Annotated in this window: 18 protein-coding genes and 1 pseudogene; 13 read left to right on the top strand and 6 right to left on the bottom strand. The window is 74.5% G+C overall.

Features of this window, described 5'->3' with window-relative positions; all coding sequences use genetic code 11:
• Positions 1-119: 119 nt before the first annotated feature.
• From ABZ340_RS22195 to ABZ340_RS22180, 4 genes are all read right to left on the bottom strand, one after another.
• Complete coding sequence (locus ABZ340_RS22195; RefSeq protein ID WP_358783528.1) at positions 120-629, bottom strand: DUF6624 domain-containing protein; 510 nt, start codon at positions 627-629, stop codon at positions 120-122.
• A gap of 301 nt (positions 630-930) precedes the next feature.
• The gene (locus ABZ340_RS22190) at positions 931-1,089 is read right to left on the bottom strand and encodes a hypothetical protein (protein ID WP_358783527.1); all 159 of its coding nucleotides are present in this window, start codon (positions 1,087-1,089) and stop codon (positions 931-933) included.
• Between the two features lie 646 nt (positions 1,090-1,735).
• On the bottom strand, positions 1,736-3,754 hold the full coding sequence (locus ABZ340_RS22185) for an FAD/NAD(P)-binding protein (protein ID WP_358783526.1): 2,019 nt from the start codon (positions 3,752-3,754) through the stop codon (positions 1,736-1,738).
• The gene (locus tag ABZ340_RS22180; protein ID WP_358783525.1) at positions 3,751-4,752 is read right to left on the bottom strand and encodes an amino acid ABC transporter permease; all 1,002 of its coding nucleotides are present in this window, start codon (positions 4,750-4,752) and stop codon (positions 3,751-3,753) included. The genes ABZ340_RS22185 and ABZ340_RS22180 overlap by 4 nt, the downstream gene beginning before the upstream one ends.
• A gap of 693 nt (positions 4,753-5,445) precedes the next feature.
• On the opposite strand from ABZ340_RS22180, the gene ABZ340_RS22175 reads away from it, so the two are divergent.
• From ABZ340_RS22175 to ABZ340_RS22125, 11 genes are all read left to right on the top strand, one after another.
• Positions 5,446-6,573, top strand: a complete 1,128-nt coding sequence (locus ABZ340_RS22175; RefSeq protein WP_358783524.1) for an LLM class flavin-dependent oxidoreductase — start codon at positions 5,446-5,448, stop codon at positions 6,571-6,573.
• Complete coding sequence (locus ABZ340_RS22170; RefSeq protein ID WP_358783523.1) at positions 6,570-6,710, top strand: hypothetical protein; 141 nt, start codon at positions 6,570-6,572, stop codon at positions 6,708-6,710. The genes ABZ340_RS22175 and ABZ340_RS22170 overlap by 4 nt, the downstream gene beginning before the upstream one ends.
• A complete protein-coding gene (locus tag ABZ340_RS22165; RefSeq protein WP_358783522.1) occupies positions 6,707-7,681 on the top strand; it encodes an ABC transporter substrate-binding protein in 975 nt (324 codons plus the stop codon). Before ABZ340_RS22170 ends, ABZ340_RS22165 begins: the two co-directional genes overlap by 4 nt.
• Before the next feature lie 106 nt (positions 7,682-7,787).
• Positions 7,788-8,552, top strand: a complete 765-nt coding sequence (locus ABZ340_RS22160; RefSeq protein ID WP_358783521.1) for an amino acid ABC transporter ATP-binding protein — start codon at positions 7,788-7,790, stop codon at positions 8,550-8,552.
• Between the two features lie 225 nt (positions 8,553-8,777).
• Positions 8,778-9,845 carry an LLM class flavin-dependent oxidoreductase gene (locus ABZ340_RS22155; RefSeq protein ID WP_358783520.1) on the top strand — a complete coding sequence of 356 codons (1,068 nt, stop codon included), beginning with the start codon at positions 8,778-8,780 and terminating at the stop codon, positions 9,843-9,845.
• Between the two features lie 108 nt (positions 9,846-9,953).
• Positions 9,954-10,511 carry an NADPH-dependent FMN reductase gene (gene ssuE / locus ABZ340_RS22150; protein ID WP_358783519.1) on the top strand — a complete coding sequence of 186 codons (558 nt, stop codon included), beginning with the start codon at positions 9,954-9,956 and terminating at the stop codon, positions 10,509-10,511.
• 76 nt (positions 10,512-10,587) lie between these two features.
• Complete coding sequence (locus tag ABZ340_RS22145; protein ID WP_358783518.1) at positions 10,588-11,745, top strand: LLM class flavin-dependent oxidoreductase; 1,158 nt, start codon at positions 10,588-10,590, stop codon at positions 11,743-11,745.
• A 158-nt stretch (positions 11,746-11,903) separates the two neighbouring features.
• Positions 11,904-13,121 (top strand): acyl-CoA dehydrogenase family protein, encoded by a 1,218-nt coding sequence (locus ABZ340_RS22140; protein ID WP_358783517.1) that lies wholly within the window; start codon positions 11,904-11,906, stop codon positions 13,119-13,121.
• Positions 13,122-13,200: 79 nt separating this feature from the next.
• On the top strand, positions 13,201-13,659 hold the full coding sequence (locus tag ABZ340_RS22135) for an Rrf2 family transcriptional regulator (protein ID WP_358783516.1): 459 nt from the start codon (positions 13,201-13,203) through the stop codon (positions 13,657-13,659).
• Positions 13,660-14,079: 420 nt separating this feature from the next.
• A complete protein-coding gene (locus ABZ340_RS22130) occupies positions 14,080-14,985 on the top strand; it encodes a glutathione S-transferase C-terminal domain-containing protein (RefSeq protein WP_358783515.1) in 906 nt (301 codons plus the stop codon).
• 294 nt (positions 14,986-15,279) lie between these two features.
• Positions 15,280-16,158 carry an SGNH/GDSL hydrolase family protein gene (locus tag ABZ340_RS22125; protein WP_358783514.1) on the top strand — a complete coding sequence of 293 codons (879 nt, stop codon included), beginning with the start codon at positions 15,280-15,282 and terminating at the stop codon, positions 16,156-16,158.
• A gap of 95 nt (positions 16,159-16,253) precedes the next feature.
• On the opposite strand, the gene ABZ340_RS22120 is transcribed toward ABZ340_RS22125, so the two are convergent.
• The gene (locus ABZ340_RS22120) at positions 16,254-16,568 is read right to left on the bottom strand and encodes an SMR family transporter (RefSeq protein WP_358783513.1); all 315 of its coding nucleotides are present in this window, start codon (positions 16,566-16,568) and stop codon (positions 16,254-16,256) included.
• 265 nt (positions 16,569-16,833) lie between these two features.
• On the opposite strand from ABZ340_RS22120, the gene ABZ340_RS22115 reads away from it, so the two are divergent.
• Positions 16,834-18,126 carry an amidohydrolase gene (locus tag ABZ340_RS22115; RefSeq protein ID WP_358783512.1) on the top strand — a complete coding sequence of 431 codons (1,293 nt, stop codon included), beginning with the start codon at positions 16,834-16,836 and terminating at the stop codon, positions 18,124-18,126.
• A 92-nt stretch (positions 18,127-18,218) separates the two neighbouring features.
• On the opposite strand, the gene ABZ340_RS22110 is transcribed toward ABZ340_RS22115, so the two are convergent.
• On the bottom strand, positions 18,219-19,616 hold the full coding sequence (locus tag ABZ340_RS22110) for an MFS transporter (RefSeq protein WP_358783511.1): 1,398 nt from the start codon (positions 19,614-19,616) through the stop codon (positions 18,219-18,221).
• Positions 19,617-20,046: 430 nt separating this feature from the next.
• Here ABZ340_RS22110 and ABZ340_RS22105 point away from each other — a divergent pair.
• Positions 20,047-20,243, top strand: a pseudogene (locus ABZ340_RS22105) (aldehyde dehydrogenase); the annotation flags it as partial.

The following is a 20,243-nucleotide window of genomic DNA, read 5'->3' as shown; positions in this document are numbered from 1 at the left end:
TTGCTGTCGGTTCGCCGGACGTGTTTCCAAGGAACGCGTCGCCAAACTGCGGTCCCGGCCGGCCGGACCCGAACCGGCACCGGCGGACCCGGCAGCGGAACGACCGCCGGGCCGGGGCGTCAGGTCGTCGAGAACTTGGCGACGTACTCGTCGAAGGGCTCGATGCCGACCTCCGCGCGCAAGGCGTCCACGCGCTCCGGCTCTTCGCAGGGCCACGGAACGGGCGCCCCGTCCTTCACGCCGGCGATCTGTGTGCCGTAGACCTGCTTGCGGCCCTCGTTGACCAGCGTGCGGTCACGCAGGAAGGCCAGCGCGCGTGGGTCGGCCGTGCCCGCGGACACCGCCTGCTGCATCAGATGGAGGGCGCGTCGCTGGACGTCGAGCTGCCGGTCGGCGTGCTGGGCGATGAGCCATGCCGCACGCGCGGCCTCCTCGCCGACCAGGTCCGCCGTCGGCCAGCCGTACTCCTCCATGATCTCGCCGAGCCGGTCACCGTGCCGTGCGGTCAGCCGGCGCCACGCCAACTGCTCGGCGGGATCGTCGCTGTTCGCGTGGACCGCGCACCGGTGATCGGCCGCGGCCATGTCCACGAGTTCCGCCGCCAGCGCGGCGACGTCGTCATGCGTCACTCTCGACTCCCTGGTCCATACGTGCGTTGAGCCACCGGGCGTCAACACTAAAGGCGCGAACCGGATCCAAGATCATCCCGGAGAACGGTGACAGGGGCCTTCGCGCACCGGGATAATGGATCCGTCCCGCACCGATGGCCTTCGCCCGGCGGCCGGCCGCCTCCGCGCCGGGAAGAGGGCGGGCACCGTGGCGATGCCCGCCCGGACCCCCGTGTACAGGTCGCTGAGCGACTGGTACGGGTACGGCCGCCCGTCGTCCCGGAGCGGGGCGGGCCGCCGGCGTCCCCGGCGAGGTCCGGGCTCAGGCCGTGCGGCTGCCGCGGATGCCGTTGACGAGGGTCTCGCCGCCGTCCCCGCACGCCAGGCGGAGCCGCCGCGCGGTCCACTCCCCGCGCCGCACCAGCTCCCGGCCCGCGCCGTACAGCGGGATCGACCACCCGGCGTACAGGTACGGGAGCATGACGGCGAGTGCGACGGCAGCCGCCTCCCTCGGGGCCTCGTGGAGCCGGACGCGCGTGGTGATCGCGCCGGGGCACGTGCCGGCCGGCGGCCGGCCTCGTCCTGCCGCAGGCAGGCCGGCAGGAGCCGTGCTTGCGGCGCGGTCATGTCGCGGGCGGGCGGCATGCAGTACGTCTTGTTCTTGTCGGCCGGGGTGCACATCAGCCAGAACAGCCGCGCGCAGGTGGCGGTTTCGCGGTGGACCTGCTGCACGCCTGAGCCCGGGACGCCGCCGAGACCTTCGCCACCCCGGTAGCCGACCGGTTCGTGACGGTGCCGTGGAAACCGTTCGGGCTCTCCGGGCTGCCCCGGCTGCTTGGGGACGCCTTCGCGGTGGCCGAGTGCCGGGCCGCCGAGCTGCCCACCGTCGGCAGCCACACCGTCGTCCCCGGCACGGTGGTCACCAGCAGGTTCACCCGGAGGTCCCGCTCCTGTACGGTCTTCGGCGGTTCTCCCGGTGGACGCCCCGCGCCCGGCCGGCACCGCGGGACAGCCGCCGGCGGTGACACCCGGCACGGGCCCCGGCCCGTGCGCGGGGTGCCGGACAGACGCTCACCGGCACCACCTCGACCGCTGGTCTCCCTGCCCCGTACGCGGGGTGCCGGACATCACGGAGCCGGCACGGCGGCGGGCGGTGACGCCGCGCGCCGCGCCCCGGGGACGGACGGGCCGGTGCCGCCGGCCGGAGCGGACGTCCGGTCCGCCGCGGCCAGTTCCCGCAGCAGGGCGCGGGCCACCGCGTCGTTCTGGCGGAAGGCCGGGGCGTCGGTGCGGGGGCGGGCGAAGGCGGCGACGGCCCGGCTGCTGGTGGGGGCGCCGAGGGCGATACGGCGGGGGTGGGGGCCGCCGAGCGACGGGTCGAGGACGCGTCCGTCGGCGGGGGAGACGGCGAGCAGACCGGTGCGGTGGGTGTGGGCGGCGTCGGCGACGACCTCCTCGGTGAGCGCGCCTGCCCGGTGCAGGCGCCGCAGGAGAGGGTCCTCCGTGCGGTCGAGGGAGGGGGCCGGGACGTAGGCCTCGATCAGGGCGGTGGCGCGGACGGTGTGGCCGGGGACGGTGGGACTGGTCGCGGTGAACGTGCCGGTGGCCTCGTCCGTGCCGATGCGGAGGTCCGCCCCGGTGAAGCGGACGACCCCGGCCCGGGACAGCGCCAGCAGCCGGCGCAGGCGGAACCCGGGCGGACCGGAGGCGAGGAAGCCGAAGAAGCCGTGCCACCAGCCGTCGAGGTCCTCGGCGACGGAGCGTGCGGTCAGCCGGCCCGCGGCGACCAGGCGGGGCAGCACGCCGTACACGGAGAGCAGCGCGAGGAACGCCCCGAGGTCGGCGCTGAACTGCGGGTCCTCACGGCGGGCGACGTCCCGCGCGATGTGGTCGCGCAGATGGTCCTGGAAGGCGTCCGCATCGGGGAAGACGAGACCGTCCAGGGGACGGTCCAGGGCCGCGAGGTCCAGCCGGTCCGCCGGGTCGGGCACGGCCGCGGCGACGAGGGCGGCCATGCCGTCGGAGTGCCAGTCCAGACGGTCGTAGGCGGCGCTGAACTCCGGCCAGGACAGGGCCGTGCGCCCGGGATGGGCGTGGAACAGCTCGTGGTAGTACCCGAACCCGATCTCCTTCGCCATCAGCGGCCACACGTCGCGCCGCAGGTCCAGCGGGCGGTCCTCGGCGAGCAGCGCGTCGACGGCGGCGGGGCCGAAGTGGCGCGGCAGCAAGGGCCGCGGGCCCCGGAGCCGGTAACCGGTCTTGGCGTGGTAGGGCACCCCGCGCCGCGACCCGACGTGCAGGACGGGTTCTTGCCCGGACGGCAGATAGGTGAGGCCGCCGTCGGGCTCCGTGCGGTAGGTGCCGCCGCGGCCCTCGGTGAGCAGCACCATCAGATCGACGAAGGCCAGCCCGAAGCCGCGCACGACGACGTGCTCGCCGGGCCGCAGGCCCGACAGGTCGGCGTCGGCGGTGAACGCCGGCGGCAGATGGAAGCGGCCGTGCCGGCGGGCGAAGGCGGCCAGGGTCCGGTGCCCGGGGGCGGGCGCGGAACCCAGGTGCCCCTGGGCGAGGACCACCAGGTCGGCGGTGAGCGGGGCGGCGCGGCCGGCCAGGCGCACGCGCTGCGGACCGTCCGCGGGACCGGTGACGGCGGTTGCGGTGGCGCGGTGCCGGACGACGGTGACGGAAGGCGGCAGGTCGGCCAGGACTCTGCGGAACACCCAGTCCAGGTAGGCGCTCTGGGCGCGGCGGGTGGGGAAGTCGGTCCCGGTGAGCGTCCGCAGCTCGGCGAGCACCTCCGGGTCGGCGGGCTCCTCGTACGGCTCGTGGCGCGGGCCGCGGCCGGAGAACTGGGCGGCCCACTCGGCCAGCGACGGGCCGGGCCGTACCGGGCCCTCCAGGGTGGAGGACTCGTCGGTGAACAGGGTGACGTCCTCCGCCATGGAGTTCATGCGCAGCAGCGGCGACTGGTCGTGCCGCCAGATCCGTCCCGGGCCGGGCGGGTGAGGATCCACCAGGTGGATCACCAGCTCCCGGTCCTCGTCCCATAGTTCGGGGGCATTGGCGGCGATGCGCTCCAGCAGGCCGGTGGCGCGCGGACCGGCACCGACGACGACCAGGACGGCCGGGGGAGTGGCACCGCTCACCGGTCACCGCCGATCGTCGGACGGGCGTCGGCGGCGGTCGCCGCACGCAGCCGGGTCCCCGCGGCGGCCAGGTGCCCGCGCAGCCGCTGCAGGGGCGTGGGCGGCAGGGCGCGCGAGGTCCCGCGGGCGTAGTACCGCTCCACGTAGAACTGCCCCGCGCTCAGCACGGTGGTGACGGCGACGTACCACAGGGTGGCCACCATCAGCAGCGGGATGACCTGGTAGGTCTGGTTGTAGACCAACTGCACCGAGTAGAGCAGGTCGTGCACGGCCAGCACGCTGACGATGCTGGTGCCCTTCAACGTGCCGATCAGCATGTTGCCGGCGGTCGGCACGATGGACCGCATCGCCTGGGGGACGACGATCCGGCGCAGGGTGCGCGACCGGCTCAGGCCGAGGGCCTGGGCGGCCTCGGTCTGCCCGGCGTCCACCGAGAGGATGCCGCCGCGCACCACCTCGGCGGCGTAGGCGGCCTCGTGCAGGGTCAGGCCGATGACGGCGGTGAGGGTGGGGCCGAGCAGGTTCACCGTCTGGACGGTGACGAACTGCGGGCCGAACGGGACGCCGAGCCCGAGCGTCGGGTACAGGGCGCCGATGTTGAACCAGAACAGCAGCTGCACCAGCAGCGGGGTCGAGCGGAAGATCCACACGTACCCCCAGGCGAGCGCGCGCAGCACCGGGTTGGCGGACAGCCGCATCACCGCGAGCGGCGTGCCGAGCAGGAAGCCGAGGACCATCACCGCGGCGGTCAGCCACAGGGTCAGCAGCAGGCCGTCCACGACGGCGGCGGTGGTGAAGTACCGGCCGACCACGTCCCACTGGAACGCGTCGTTGCGGACGACGGAGTGGACGGCCATCGCGAGGAACAGCAGCCCGGCGGCGGCCGACAGCAGGCGGCCGACGCGCCGGCGGGGCACGATCGGCGGCAGGGCGTCCGAAGGGCCCGGTTCCGGGCGCAGGGCGGGCGGGGCGGGGGCGGTGTCGGAAGAGGTGACCATCGGGGGTCTCCGGGGGAGGGAGTCGCGGGCGTGGAGTGAGCGCCGGGACGGCATGCGCACGCGAGCACGGCTGAGGTGCTCCGCGAGGACACGCGGTGGCCCGGGGATTCCGGCGTCGTCACACGCTGCCGCGTCCCTCAACGCGGCCGAAGAGGGCGCCGCGCACGGCGGAGCCCGTCCGCGCCGATCGTAGGCGGGCACGGGACCGGTCTGTCAACACCGGGCGGGATCGGGAGCGGGACCGGTGTGCCGGCACCGGGCGGAACCGGGAACAGAACCGGGTCACCGGCACCGGGCGGAACCACGTGCGTCGGGGTCCGGCATACGGGCACTGGTTGACGGCGGGCCCGTTGTCCTGCTCAATTGTTCGCATGAACGCCCAGCAGCGCTTGGTCTCGCGCGACCACATCGACTTCGGTCGGGTGTGGTCCGCCGCGTGTCGCGTCTGACTCGGCAGCGGGCCGTCTGACCGGCCCTTCCCTCCCTCGGTGACCCCGTCGCGGGCCGAGTCCTCACCGCGCGCTGCCGCCGCACCCCTGTTCTTCCGGCGCCCCGGCGTCGTCACGCTTGCCTCGCCCATCGGCATCTGTCTGACGTTACGTCAACTCTCCTTTTTGCTGCGGCAGTTCGTCGTGCCCACTCACCGGCGACGCGCTCGTCCGCAGCCATCAGGACGTGAGGAAAGGCCCTTCCATGCCCGTGGAGTTCCTCGGCATCGCCGCCACCAACGACGGCTCCGAAACCACCCCCCGCTCCGGCCCCGCCTTCGACAAGGAGTACACCCTGCGGCTCGCCCGGGCCCACGAGGACCACGGCTGGGACCGGGTGCTGTTCGCCTACGGTTCCGGCTCGCCCGACCCCGCCCCGGCCGCCGCGTACGTCGCGAGCCGGCTGGACCGCCTCCAGATCCTCCTCGCCCACCGGCCCAACGTCTCCTATCCCACCTTCGCCGCCAAGACGTTCGCCACCCTCGACCAGATCAGCGAGGGCCGGCTGACCGTCCACTTCATCACCGGCGGCAACGACCACGAGCAGGGCCGCGAGGGCGACACCCTCACCAAGGACGAGCGCTACGCCCGCACCCGCGAGTACATCCGCATCGTCAAGAAGATCTGGACCACCCACGAGCCCTTCGACCACGAGGGCGCGTACTACCGGTTCCACGACTTCGTCAGCGACGTCTTCCCCGTCCAGCAGCCCCGCCCGGGTGTCTCGTTCGGCGGTTCGTCCCCCGCCGCGTACGCCGCCGGAGGCGCCGAGGCCGACATCTACTGCCTGTGGGGCGAGCCCCTGGAGAAGACCGCCGAGCAGATCGAGGCCGTGAAGGCCGCCGCGCGGGCCGCGGGCCGCACCGACGTGCCGCGCATCCAGGTCGCCTTCCGCCCCATCATCGCCCCGACCGAGGAACTGGCCTGGGAGAAGGCGCACCGCACGGTCGGCGCCATCCGGGAACGGCGTACGGAGGGGCTCGTACGGCACCACCGGTCCGGGGCACCGGAGAACACCGGCTCGCAGCGGCTGCTGGCCATCGCCGAGGCGGGGGAGCGCTACGACCGCGCCCTGTGGACCCCGACCGCCGCCGCGACCGGAGGCGCCGGCAACTCCAACGCCCTGGTGGGCACCCCGGAGACGGTCGCCCAGGCGCTGCTGGACTACTACGACCTCGGCGTCGACATCCTCTCCGCCCGCGGCTACGACCTGCTCGGCGACGCCATCGACTTCGGCCGCCACGTCATCCCGATCGTCCGCGAAGAGGTCGCCAAGCGCGACGCCGAGCGGGCCGCGCGCGCCGGCGAGCCCCTCGCGGCGGTGCACGGATGACCCCCGCCCTGTACCTGGCCACCGGCTGCACACCCCTGTCCGACACGCGGGCCGACCCCCAGACCAGCGGCCCGCTGCCCTTCGAGAAGCACCTCCCCGCCGCGGCGGCACCCACCGGAAAGGCAACGGACCTGTGAACCCCAGCACCCCCGTCTCCCGTCCGCGCCGCGCGGCCGTCCGGACGCTGCTGCCCCTGCTGCCGCTTCTCGCGCTGACCGCCTGCGGTTTTGGCGCGAGCGGCGGGACGGCGGCGGTCGGTGCCGCCGCCTCGCCCGCGCCGTCCGGCGACCCGGTCGCCGCCGTCCGCACGGTGGACTCCGTCGCGGCCCTGCTGCCCGCCGACGTGCGGGCGGCGGGCACGCTGCGGATCGGCAGCGCGATCGGGACCCCACCGGGGGCCTACTACCCGAACGGCCCCGGCGAGGCGCCCGCCGGCCAGGACATCGACCTCGCGAACGCGGTCGCCAAGGTCCTCGGAGTGAAGCCGGAACGCCAGGACGCCTCCTTCGAGACGATCCTGCCCGCCCTCGGCAGCGGCAAGTACGACGTCGGCACCGGCAACTTCGGCGTCACCACCGAACGCCTGAAGACGATCGACTTCGTCACCTACATCAACGACGGCCAGGGCTTCGCGGTGCGCACGGGCAACACCGCGCTGGGCACGAAGGTCACCCGCCTCACCCAGCTGTGCGGACTGACCATCGGCACCGGCGCCGGCACCACCTTCGAGGCGACCCTCACCGCGCGGAAGGGGGAGTGCGCCGAGGAGGGCAAGAAGCCGTACGACGTGAAGGTCTACTCGGAGAACGGGGCGACGCTCACCGCGCTCCAGCAGGGCCGCGTCGACGTGGTCATGTCGACCATCAACGGGCTGCGCCACCAGGCCGCACAGCCCGCCTCCCGCACCACCTTCCTCGGCGAGTACCACCGCCTCGACGTCGGATTCGCCTTCAAGAAGGGCTCCCCGCTCACCAAGGCGTTCCAGGCCGCCGTCAACCACCTGATCGAGGACGGCACCTACGCCCGCATCCTCGCCAAGTGGGGCACCACCGCCTCCGCGATCGACGCCTCCGAGATCAACCCGCCCGAGCACGCCCCCGCCGCCTGAGCAGGAACACACCGATGCGCCTCACCGCCGCCACCGCGCCACCCGACACCGTCCCCGCCCGCCGGGCGGCGGCCGTCGTCCCTCCGAAACCGCTGGGAGAGCCCCGATGAGCCAGGTGATGGTGGACGTCCGCGGCGTCCACAAGAGCTTCGGTCCGCTGCAGGTGCTGCGCGGCGTCGACCTGACGGTCCGCGCCGGCGAGGTCACCGTCGTCCTCGGCCCGTCCGGGTCGGGGAAGTCCACGCTGCTGCGCACCATCAACCACCTGGAGAAGGTCGACCGCGGCTGGATCGGCGTCGACGGGGAGCTCGTCGGCTACCGCCGCGCCGGCGGCAAGCTGTACGAGCTGAAGGAGAAGGAGGTTCTGCGGCAGCGCACCCGGATCGGGTTCGTCTTCCAGAACTTCAACCTCTTCCCCCATCTGACCGTGCTGGACAACCTCGTCGAGGCGCCCGTCTCCGCGCTGCGCCGGCCGCGCAAGGAGGCGGAGGCGGCGGCTCGCCGGCTCCTCGCCCGGGTGGGCCTCGCCGACAAGGCCGGTGCCTATCCGCGGCAGCTCTCCGGCGGCCAGCAGCAGCGTGTCGCCATCGCCCGCGCGCTCGCCCTCGAACCCAAGGTGCTGCTCTTCGACGAGCCCACCTCGGCGCTCGACCCGGAATTGGTCGGCGAGGTCCTCGACGTCATCAAGGACCTGGCCCGCACCGGGACCACCATGATCGTCGTCACCCACGAGATCGGCTTCGCCCGCGAGGCCGCCGACACGGTGGTGTTCATGGACGGCGGCGTCGTCGTGGAACAGGGGCCGCCCGCGGCCGTCCTCGACACCCCCCGGCACGAACGCACCCGCGCCTTCCTCTCCAAGGTCCTCTGACTCCTCTGACTCCTCCTCCTCTGACTGCACTGACTCCTCCGGCCACTCCTCACCTTCCCGCCACGCAAGGAGAACCACCGTGTCCCGCCCCGCCCCCCGTCCGTCACGGCACCGCGACCGTGCGCACCCCCGCCTCCGCCCCCCTCCCGCCCGGCCTGCCGAGGACCGGCACCCGACCGCTGCGGGGGAGCCCGAGGAAACAGCGAGGAGACAGAGGAGACAGCGATGAGATTCCAGGTCCTGACCATCGTCGGCCACGCACCCCACCCGCTGACCGGGGAGCTCGGCTCCGCCGCCGACCGGATCGCGGAGGTCGTGGAGACCGCCGTCGCCGCCGAGCGGCTGGGCTTCGACGCCTACGCCGTCGGCGAGCGGCACGCCGGCCCGTTCCTGTCCTCCAGTCCCACGGTCCTGCTCGGCGCCGTGGCCGCCCGGACCACCCGCATCCGGCTGCTGACCGGCGTCACCGTGCTCGCGATCCTCGACCCGGTGCGGGTCGCCGAGGACTACGCGACCCTCGACCAGCTCTCCCGGGGCCGTATCGAGCTGGTCGTCGGCAAGGGCGCGGAGGCGGGCCACTTCGACCTGTTCGGCCTGGACGAGGACCTGCAATGGGAGTACCAGGCCGAGAAGTACGAGCTGCTGCGCCGGCTCTGGCGGGAGGAGGGGGTCTCCTGGGAGGGCAGGTTCCGCCCGCCGCTGAAGGACGCCACCGTCGTCCCCCGCCCGTACGGCCCACGCCCGCCCCGCGTCTGGCACGGATCGGCCACCAGCCTCAACTCCCCGGAACTGGCCGCCCGGTACGGCGATCCCCTCTTCAGCGCCAACGCCGTCCAGCCCCGCGAAGCGTACGCCCGGCTGATCGGCCACTACCGGGAGCGTTTCGAGGCGTACGGCCACGATCCGCGCACCGCGTACGTCGGCGCCGGGTCCGGAGGGCTGTTCGTCGCGGACAGCACCCGGGAGGCGGTGGCCCGGTTCAAGGACTACTACGAGGCACGGGTCCGCCAGACCCACCGGCCCCACTTGGAGGGCAGGCCCGGCTACAACACCCCGTTCCGCACCGTCGAGGACGCCGTCGCGCACGGCCCGCACCTCATCGGCAGCCCGCAGCAGATCATCGACAAGATCCTCGGCTTCCACGCCTCCTACGGGCACGACCTGCAGTCCGTCACCGTCGACACCTCGGGCCTGTCCCTGCCGGAGCAGATCGACCAGCTGGCCCGCTTCGCCGAGGAGATCGCCCCGGTGGTCCGGAGGGAGGCCCCCACCACGCTGTGGCGGGAACCGTGAGCGGGCGGCCCGGCCGGCACCCCCGAGCCCGTACCTCCCGTCCGTACCCGCCCCCCGTCCGCACCCGACCCCCCGCCCCGTCCGCGCCGTAGCCGAAAGGTCTCCGCCATGGCCCGTGTCCTGTCCGTCTCCGGCAGCCCCTCCGCCACCTCCCGCACCGCGCGCCTGCTGCGCCACCTCGACCACCGGCTCACCGCGCAGGGGCACGAGGTGGTGCCGCTGGACGTCCGCACCCTCCCCGCCGAGGCACTGCTCGCCGCCGACGTCCGGCACCCGGCGATCACCGAGGCCACCGCCCTGTTCGCCCGGGCCGACGGCGTCGTGATCGGCACCCCCGTCTACAAGGCCGCCTACTCCGGCCTGCTGAAGGCGCTGCTCGACCTGCTCCCGCAGTACGCGCTGGCGGGCAAGACGGTCCTGCCGCTGGCCACCGGCGGCACCACCGCCCACGTCCTGGCCATCGACTACGCGCTGCGTCCCGTGCTGAGTTCCATGGGCGCCGCGCACATCGTCCCGGGCTGGTTCACGCTCGACCGGGACATCACGGTGGCCGACGACGGCACCCTGACCGTCGCGCCGGGTTCCGCCGAGGCCCTGGCCGAGGTCACCGACCGGTTCTCCCTCGCCCTCGGCGGCCGGCCGGCCCTGCTGGCGGCCACCGGATGAGCGCCGTGACCGTGGCCGCCGGTGCCCTCGGCAGCACGGGCCCGCTCTGACGAACCCCGCCGATCGGAGACCCGACGTGTCCCTCACCTTCCACTGGTTCCTGCCCACCAACGGCGACAGCCGCGACGTCGTCGGCGGCGGCCACGGTGCCGCGGTCACCGCCTCCGGACGGGACCGCCCGCCGACGGTCGCCTACCTCTCCCAGGTCGCCCGCGCCGCCGAGGACCTCGGCTTCACCGGCGTACTCACACCCACCGGCGCCTGGTGCGAGGACGCCTGGCTGACCACCGCGATGGTCAGCCGGAACACCGAACGGCTGAAGTTCCTCGTCGCGTTCCGCCCCGGCCTCCTCTCGCCCACGCTCGCCGCGCAGATGGCCTCCACCTTCCAGCGCCAGACCGGCGGACGGCTCCTGCTCAACGTGGTCACGGGCGGCGAGAGCCAGGAACAGCGCGCCTACGGCGACTTCCTCGACAAGGACGCCCGCTACCGCCGTACCGGCGAATTCCTGCACATCGTCCGGCGGTTGTGGGAGGGCGGGACCGTCGATCTGCGGGGCGACCACCTCCGGGTCGAGCGGGCCGCGCTGGCCCGGCTGCCCGACCCGGTGCCGCGGGTGTACTTCGGCGGCTCCTCACCCGCCGCCGGCGAGGTCGCCGCACGCCACGCCGACGTCTACCTCACCTGGGGCGAGCCGCCCGCGGCCGTCGCCGGGAAGGTCGCCTGGATCCGGGACCTGGCCGCCGGGCACGGCCGCACGCTCCGCTTCGGTGTCCGGCTGCACGTCATCACCCGGGACACCGCCGGGCAGGCCTGGGACGAGGCGAGACGGCTGCGCGACGCCTTCGACCCGGAGACGGTGCGGGCGGTGCAGGCCCGTCTGGCCCGCAGCGAGTCGGAGGGGCAGCGGCGCATGCTCGCCCTGCACGGCGGCGGAAGCCGGGACGACCTGGAGATCCACCCCAACCTGTGGGCCGGCATCGGGCTGGTGCGGGGCGGCGCGGGCACGGCGCTGGTCGGCAGCCACGACGAGGTCGCCGAGCGGATCATCGAGTACCACCGGCTCGGCATCGACGAGTTCGTCCTCTCCGGCTACCCGCATCTGGAGGAGGCGTACCGGTTCGGCGAGGGAGTCCTGCCCAGGCTCCGGGAACGGGGCCTGTGGGCGCCTCCGTACCGCACACCGGCCGAGGGGCCCGTCGCGTCCGGGACCCCGGCGGACGTCTCCCGCTGACGCCAACGCGCCACGCCACCGGCGTGATTCGGCCGACGTGCCCCACCATCCCTAGTTTTCCTATCGGTTGACTAGGAAAGTGTTGACGCCGGTCGGCGCACTGCGTGAGCATGACGCCCGTCGACCGGGTTCTCCACGGCTCCCGAAGGAAGACCGCCATGACCACCGCACCGCAGGACGACGACCGGGCGACCCCGCCCGACTGGCCGCTCATCGCCCAGGAGATGGCGGATGACCTGGCCACCGACGCCGTCGAGCGCGAACAGGCCGGGAAGACGCCGGTGGAGGAGGTCGCGCGGCTGCGCGAGGCGGGGCTGCTGACCCTGCTGGTGCCGGCCGAGCACGGCGGGCCGGGCGCCGGCTGGCGGACCGCGTACACGGTCGTCCGCACCATCGCGGCGGCCGACGGCGCCCTCGGCCACCTGCTCGGCAGCCACTACTTCCTGTCCTCCAGCGCCCGCTTCTTCGCCGGTCCCGCCGTCGCCGCGCGCGTGGCGCGGGAGTCGGCGGTGGGACGGTGGTGCTGGGGCGGCGGCCTCGCCTCCCACGAACCGCCGCTCGTGCTGACCCCCGTACGGGACGGCTATGTGCTGGCCGGCCGCCGCGGCCCCACCGTGGCCGCCCGCGTCGCCGACCGGCTGGTCGTCCGCGCGGCCCGAGCCGGTACCGGCGAGCCCCTGGCCGTCCTGGTCGACCCCGCCCGCCCCGGCGTGGCGTTCGGCAACGACGGCGACACCTTCGGCCAGCGGCTGGCGGCCGGGGACAGCGTGGAGTTCGACTCCGTGCCGGTCGCGGCCGACGACGTGCTCGGCTCGCTCTCCCCGGACGAGGGGGTCCTGTCGCCCTTCGCCTGCCTGGCCGCGCCCGCCGCGCGCCTGTTCTCCGTCCAGTTCTGCCTGGGCGTCGCCGAGGGACTGCTCGCCGAGGCCCGCGAGTACCGCCGGGCCGCGCACGCGCCCTGGCTGCCGTGCCCCCGGCCGCCGTGGCCGGGCGGCCCGTCGCAGGACCCGTACGTGCTCAACGCCTACGGGGAGCTCGTCGTCGCCGCCCGCGCCGCCTCCGCCCTCGCCGACCAGGCGGTCCGGGCGCTGGAGCGCGGCCTCGCGCGGGGCGAGGACCTCGACGACGAGGAGTGCGCGGAGATCACCGTGCTGGCGAGCGCGGCCGAGGCCGCGGCCTTCCGCGCCGTGCGGGAGGTCACCACCGGCGCCCTGGACGCCGTCGGCCCGCGCGCCGCCTTCGTCCGGCACGGATTCGACCGCTTCTGGCGCGACGCCCGCACGCACCTGCTGCGGGTGCCGGGCGCCCACCGGCTGCGCGAGCTCGGGGAGTACTTCCTCGACGGCGCCCACCCTCCGTTCACCCTGCCCTGCTGACGCGGCGGACAGCGGACAGCGGACAGCGGTCGGTGGGCGCGGGTGCCGGGCGGAGCGGGGCGTGGCGGATAATCGCGGCATGCGAATCTCGGCCAAGGCGGATTATGCGGTGCGCGCCGCGCTGGAGCTGGCGGCGGCGGGGGACGACACCTCCCTCAAGGCCGAGACGATCGCCTCGGCCCAGGGCATCCCGCACAAGTTCCTGGAGGGCATCCTCGGCGATCTGCGCCGGGGCGGACTGGTGGTGAGCCGGCGCGGCGGCAACGGCGGCTACCGGCTGGCCCGTCCGGCGGACACCATCGCGATCGCGGACGTGATCCGCGCGGCCGACGGGCCGCTGGTGTCGGTGCGGGGCGTGCGCCCGCCCGAGCTGTCCTACACCGGCCCGGCCCGGTCGCTGCTGCCGCTGTGGATCGCGGTGCGCGCCAACGTCCGCAAGGTCCTGGGCGAGGTCACCCTGGCCGACGTGGCCGCGGCCGAGCTGCCCGACGAGGTCGTGGACCTCGCCGCGGACCCGGAGGCATGGACGAACCCCTGAGCCCTGGGCGGCGGGCGGGACGCGCCGGTTGTCCCGCCCGCCGCCCGGGAGATCCGGACGCCCCGCTCCCTTGACGAAGTCCGGAGCCCGGCCGACACTCGGAGCGGAATCCCTAGCGAATCGGTGGGAAAACATGGGACGCCTGGAGCCGGCCGACGAGCGTGCGGCGCGCACGCCTCGCCCGTCTCCCCTTCTCACGTCCCGGCTCCACATCGATCTGCTGCGTGTCTGCAGCGCCGCCGGCCCTCTGCGCTGAACCGGCGTCCGCCCCGGCGCCCTTGCCGCCGCCCGCCGGTCGCCCGGCGCCGACCGGTCGCCCGCCACCCGCCGGTCGCCCGGCGCCGGCCGTGCGCCCGGCGCCGTGCCCGCCCTCCTCCGCCCGTCACCCGTCCGAGACCCAGAACGCACCCGGGGAGACACATGTCGTCCGTCACGTCCGCCGCACCGCCGTCCGCCGTGCCGTCGCTCTCGCCGCCGCCCGCGTTCCGGGGCAGGATCGGCCCCGACGCCCGCAGCGGTCACTACGCCGTGCCCCGCCGCTACCGCCTCCACCTGTCGCCGGCCGGCCCGCACTGTCTGGCCCTCGCCGTCACGCACAGCCTGCTCGGCCTCGACGGCGTCCTGCCGGTGACGCGGCTGCCCGCCGTGCCCGACGAGCCCGGCGGCGGACACGCGGCGCTGCGTCCGCTGTACGAGGCCGGCGCCCACCGCCGTCCCGGGCCGGCCGCGGCACCCGTCCTCAGCGACGAGTGGACCGGACGGATCGTCAGCAACCACGCCCCGGACATCCTGTGCGACCTGGCGCGGCGCTTCGGCGCGAGGGACGGCGGACGCCCGGTGCTGTACCCGCGCGGCGCGGAAGCGGAGATCGAGGCCGTCGCGCGCCTGTGCGCGCACGGCATCGACGAGGCCGCCCAGCGCGCGGGGCAGGCCGGCGCCGACGGCGCCGCGCGCGGGGCCGCCCTCGACGCCCTGCTGCGCGTCCTGCACTCGCTGGAGTGGCGGCTGGCCTCCCAGGAGTACGTGCTGGGCGACCACATGACCGCCGCCGACGTGTGGTTGTGGGTGACCCTGGTCCAGCTGGACGTCGTGCACCGCCTGCACCTGGACGCCGCCGCGGTGCACCGCCTCACCGCTCATCCGCGCCTGTGGGCCTACGCGCGGCGGCTGGCGGCCCACCCCGCCTTCGGGCCGCACCTCGACCTCGACGGCATGGCCCGCAGGCACCACGCCCACTGCCGGGGGCTGGAGGCGGCCGGAGCGGCCCTGGCGATCGTGGACTGGGCGGGACACACCCGCGACCGGGCCCGGGCCGAGGCAGTCTGAGGGGTGGCCGGCCCTCCCCGGGCCGCCTGGCGGGGCCTGGGGAGGGCCCGGGGGCTTGGGAGGGCTCGGGGGGAGGGGCGAACGTGCTCGATCTCTGCCGGACGGCTTGACGCTCCAAGGCGCCGTTTGCATATTACGTTTCAGTAGAACTGCTCAGTAACTGCGCGATCAGAACGGTGTGATGACAGGCCGTCGGACCGGCCTGCCGTCAGTCCCCGCACGCCTGCCGGCTCTCCCCGCGATCGGCATGCTCAGCGGCAGGCGTCTCCCCCTTCCTCCACGAGAGGCACCGACATGCGATCAGTCGTATCGAGCAGCACCACCAGAGCCGCCCTCGTCCTCACGGTCACCGCCGCCGCCCTGGCCGCCACCGCCGGCGCCGGCCCCGCGCTCGCCGCCGACGGCCGGGCGGTCGGCCGGTACGTCGCCCTGGGCGACTCCTACGCCTCGGCGGCCGGCGTGCCCGACCAGACCGACTCCGCCTGCGCGCGCTCGAACCGCAACTACCCCTCCCTGGTCACCGCCGCCCTCGGCCCCGCCGCCCACCGCGACGTCACCTGCGGCGGCGCGACCACCGTCCACATGACGACCGCCCAGAACGCGAGCGCGCCCCCGCAGTTCGACGCACTGACCGCGGACACCGGCCTGGTCACCGTCACCATCGGCGGCAACGACATCGGTTTCGCCGGCATCATCGTCCGCTGCGTCACCCTCGGCCTGTTCAACCCCTCCGGCTCGCCCTGCAAGAACAGCTACACCCGCAACGGCACCGACCAGCTCGCCGCCACCATCGCCGCCACCGCCCCCAGGATCGCCGCCACCCTCGACGGCATCCGGCAGCGCGCGCCCCAGGCCAAGGTCCTGATCACCGGCTACCCCGCGATCCTCCCCGACGACGGCACCAACTGCCCCTCCGTCGTCTCGATCGCCAAGGGCGACGCCCCCTGGCTGCGCGACACCCACAAGCGCCTCAACGCCATGATCGCCGGCCAGGCGGCCGCACACGGCGCCGTCTACGTCGACACCTACGCCAAGTCCGTCGGCCACGACGTGTGCAAGCCGGCCGGGACGCGCTGGATGGAACCGCTCGGCAGCAACGCCGCCGCGGCCTTCCACCCCAACGCGGCCGGTGAACGGGCGATGGCCGACGCCGTCCTGGCCGCCGCCGGCTGAACACCGGACATGCCACACGCAAGGGGCGGTGGGACGGTGCGGCCCCCCGTGCCCCCACCGCCTCCTGCCCCTCCTCGCCGACGCGCCGGCCGGGGTCAGTGCAGGAACTTCAGCCCCACCACCCCGCCGATGATGGCGGCCAGGCACAGCAGGCGTGCGACGGAGGCGGAGTCGTGGTGGAACACCATGCCGTACACGGCGGTGCCCACGGCTCCGATGCCGACCCAGATGGCGTAGGACGTGCCGATGGGGATGGAGCGCATGGCGTAGGCCAGGCCGAGCATGCTCAGCGCCAGGGCGACGACGAACAGGACGACCGGCCGCGGCCGGGTGAACCCGTGGGAGGCGTCCATGGCCGACGCCCAGACGGTTTCCATGATCCCGGAGACGAACAGGACGATCCACGCCATGCGGCGTACCTCCGCGGAGAGTTGCGGCAGTGGTGCCGCGCCGACGTTCCTCCGGCACGGGCGGCGCGAGCGGCACGGGGCCGGGCCCCGAGAGACCGCCGGTGCGGCGGCGGCCGTCTTCCGAACGTAACACCGCGACCCGGGCCTCCCCGCCTGGGCCTGCGCCGACCGGGCTACGGCCCCCCGCCCGCCGCACCCGGCGGGAGAATGCGCGCGGCCCGGCTTACGGTGGGTCCGCGCACGGCACAGGGAGAGGCGGGCCGACATGACCACCGACATCGACGCGCTCCGCGCGGAACTGGACCGGCGCGCGGCCGAGGTCGCCGGGCAGGTGGTCGCCTGGCGCCGGGACCTCCACCGCCACCCCGAGCTGTCCAACCGGGAGGCCCGCACCGCCGAGCTGGTCGCCGGCCATCTGCGGTCGCTGGGCCTGGACGAGGTGCGCACCGGCATCGCCGGACACGGGGTGGCCGGCGTTCTGCGGGGCGGCGGGCCGGGCACGCGGGTGATCACGCTGCGGGCCGACACCGACGCGCTGCCCGTACCGGACGACAGCGGCGTCGACTTCGCCTCCACGGTGGTCGACGAGGAGTACCCCGGGGGACCGTTCCCCGTCTCGCACGCCTGCGGGCACGACTGCCACACCGCCATGCTGATGGGCGCCGCCACCGTCCTGTCCGGGGTGCGGGAGCACCTGCCCGGCACCGTGCTGTTCGTCTTCCAGCCCGCCGAGGAGGGGCCACCCGTCGACGAGCCGGGCGGCGCGCGGGAGATGCTCCGCCAGGGCGTGTTCGCCGATCCGGAGCCGACCATGGTCTTCGGCATGCACGTCACGCCGTATCCGAAGGGGTACGTCGGCTACCGGACCGGCAACCAGTTCGGCGCCTCCTGCCTGATCCGGATCGTGATCCGCGGTGAGCAGGTGCACGGCTCCACACCGTGGCAGGGCGTGGACCCGATGCCCGCCGCCGGCGCGGTCCTCACCGGCATCGGCCAGCTCTACCGCAGGACCGACGCCTTCCAGCCGGTCACCGTCACCATCGGGCACCTGGAGGACGTCGGCCGCTTCAACGTCATCGGCGAGCGGGTGACCCTGTGGGGCACCATCCGCTGCGCCGCCGAGTCCGCCATGGACGGGGTGCGCGACCACCTCGTGACGCTGGCCGAGCACACCGCGCGGGCGTACGGCTGCGCCGCGAGCGTGGACTTCCTCCAGGACGTGCCCGCCGTGCACAACAGGGGGGAGTGGGTGGAGGCCGCGCTGCCCACGCTCCGGCGGGTCGTCGGCGAGGAGCGGGTCCGGGAAACGACGGCCACGCTCGCCTACGACGACGTCTCGGAGTTCGTGAACCGTTTCGGCGGGCTGTACGTGGTCCTCGGCGTCCAGGACGTCACCCTCGACGCGGACGGCGCCCCGGTGCCCGTCCCCGGCGGCCGGGGCCTCGTCGTCAACCACAACCCCCGCTTCTACGCCGACGACGACACCCTCGTCACGGGGGTGCGCCTGCACGCGCACGTCGCGGCGGACCACCTCGCCGGAATTCTCGCCACCGGCTGACCATCCCTGCCGCCCCTGCCGTAGGGAGCTGCGGGGACACGGGGCCACGGGGACAGAGGGCCACGGGGACACGGGGACACGGGGCTACTGGACTACGGCGACACCTCCTCCAGCCGCCGCCCCGCGGTCTCCTCCGCGCCGACGCCCGCGACGACGGCGCCCGCGAGGGAGACGGCGCCGAGGGTCAGGAACACCGTCCCGATGCCGCCGCCGGTGTAGACCGCGCCGACGACGATGGGGCCCAGGATCACCCCGGCCCGGTTGAGCGCCCCGCCGACGCTGCTGCCCAGGGCCCGCATCCGGGTCGGGAACAGCTCGGGCGTGTAGACGTAGAGGCAGATGTTGGAGCCGAAGAAGAACACGGCGGCGACCGAGGTCCAGACCAGCACCTGGAGGGCCGTGCCGGCCCCGAGGAAGGCGAGGAGCAGCAGGACGGCCGTCGCGCCGCCGAGGCAGCCGGTGATCACGCGGCGGCGGCCGGCGCGGTCGACGGTGAGGGCGGCGACGAGGCAGCCGAGCAGTCCGGCGCAGGAGGTGACCGTGGAGTACAGCAGGGCGTCGGCCAGCGAGAGGCCGTACCGGTTCTGGTAGATGGTCGGCAGCCAGGAGGTGATGCCGTAGTTGACGAAGTATCCGGTGAACCACAGGGCGCCGACGACCAGGGTGCGGCGCCGGTAGCGCCCGCCGAACAGGCCGCGCAGGCCGGAGCGGGCGGCGGGGGCCGAAGGCTCGGGCGGTGCCGCGGGGACGGGCGGTGCCGCGGGGGCGGGCGGCAGCGGGGCACCCGTCGCCCGTTCGACGGCGGTCTCGATCCGCGTCATCACGGCGGCGGCCTCCGTGGACCGGCCGCGGTCCGCGAGCCAGCGCGGCGACTCGGGCACCACGCGCTGCACGACGACGGCGAGGACGCCGGGCACGGCGGCCAGCGCGTACATCCACCGCCAGCCGAGCACCGGCACCAGCCAGGCGGCGGCCAGGGCGCCCACGGTCAGGCCGGCCGGGAAGACCAGCTCGTACAGGAGGACGAAACGGCCCCGTCGGTGGCTGCGGGTGATCTCGGCGATGAAGGTGGCCGCCACCGGCACCTCGCCGCCGATGGCCAGGCCCTGCACGAACCGCAGCGCCATGAAGACCTCCGGCGAGGGTGCGAAGGCCAGGCCCAGGTTGGCGAGGCTGGACACGGCCACGCACAGGGCGATGACCCGGACGCGTCCGATGCGGTCGGCGACACGCCCCGAGAGCAGGGCGCCGACGAGCATGCCGATCGAGCCGGCGGTCAGCAGCAGCGTCGAGGCGGACGTGGACAGCCCCCATTCGCCGCGCAGTCCGGGCAGGGCGTAGGCGATCAGCAGCTGGTCGAACGCCTCGAAGAACGTCACCGCGCCCACGACCAGCCGCACGGTGACGTGCCAGCGGGACAGGGGCAGCCGTTCGAAGCGGGCGGCTATGGACGCTCGCAGGGAGCTGTCGGGTACGGCTTCGGTCGTCATGCTGGTACTCCGCTGGTCGCAGGGGGCGGGGGACGTGAAGCACGGGATCGGTGGGGCGGAGGCCGCCGGGGTGGTGGGGCGGAGGCCGCCGGGATCGGTGGGGCGGAGGCCGCCGGGGTGGTGGGGCGGAGGCCGCCGGGGGCGGCGGGACGGAGGCGGCCGGGGCGGTGGGACGAGGGCCCGGACGGGGCATGGGGCGCGGGGAGCGGGGGAGAGGAGGCGGGCCGGAAGCGAGGGGAACGTCAGGTAAGCGCTTGGCTTCTAAGCGCTTAAGTTGTATCTCCCACCGACAGGATCGCGTCAAGGGCTGAAACAGCGATTGCTCGGAGAAGTGGGCGCGTTCGGCCTCTTGCGCCGCAGATATTTAAGCCCTTAGATTTCTAGCGCTTAGTCAAGCAGTTCCCCCGTGCGATCCGCTCAGGAGGCCCGTATGCTCCGAACTCCCCCGGACGAAGCGCTCGTTGCGGGCCGGTGGCGGCGCGGTGGCGGCGCCCCGGCGCAGACCTCCGACCCGGCCACCGGCCGCTGCCTGGCCACGGTGCACGCCGTCACCCCGGAGGAGGTCGCCGAGGCGGCCCGCACCGACCCGGCCGCCCACCAAGCCGCCGCCTCCGCCCTGCCCGAAGC

Origin of the sequence: Streptomyces sp. NPDC006134, assembly GCF_040628835.1 — a bacterium.
In the GTDB taxonomy this organism is placed as follows: Bacteria; Actinomycetota; Actinomycetes; order Streptomycetales; family Streptomycetaceae; genus Streptomyces.
Note: the sequence above shows the minus strand (reverse complement) of the source record. Positions and strands in the feature narration are given on the sequence as shown.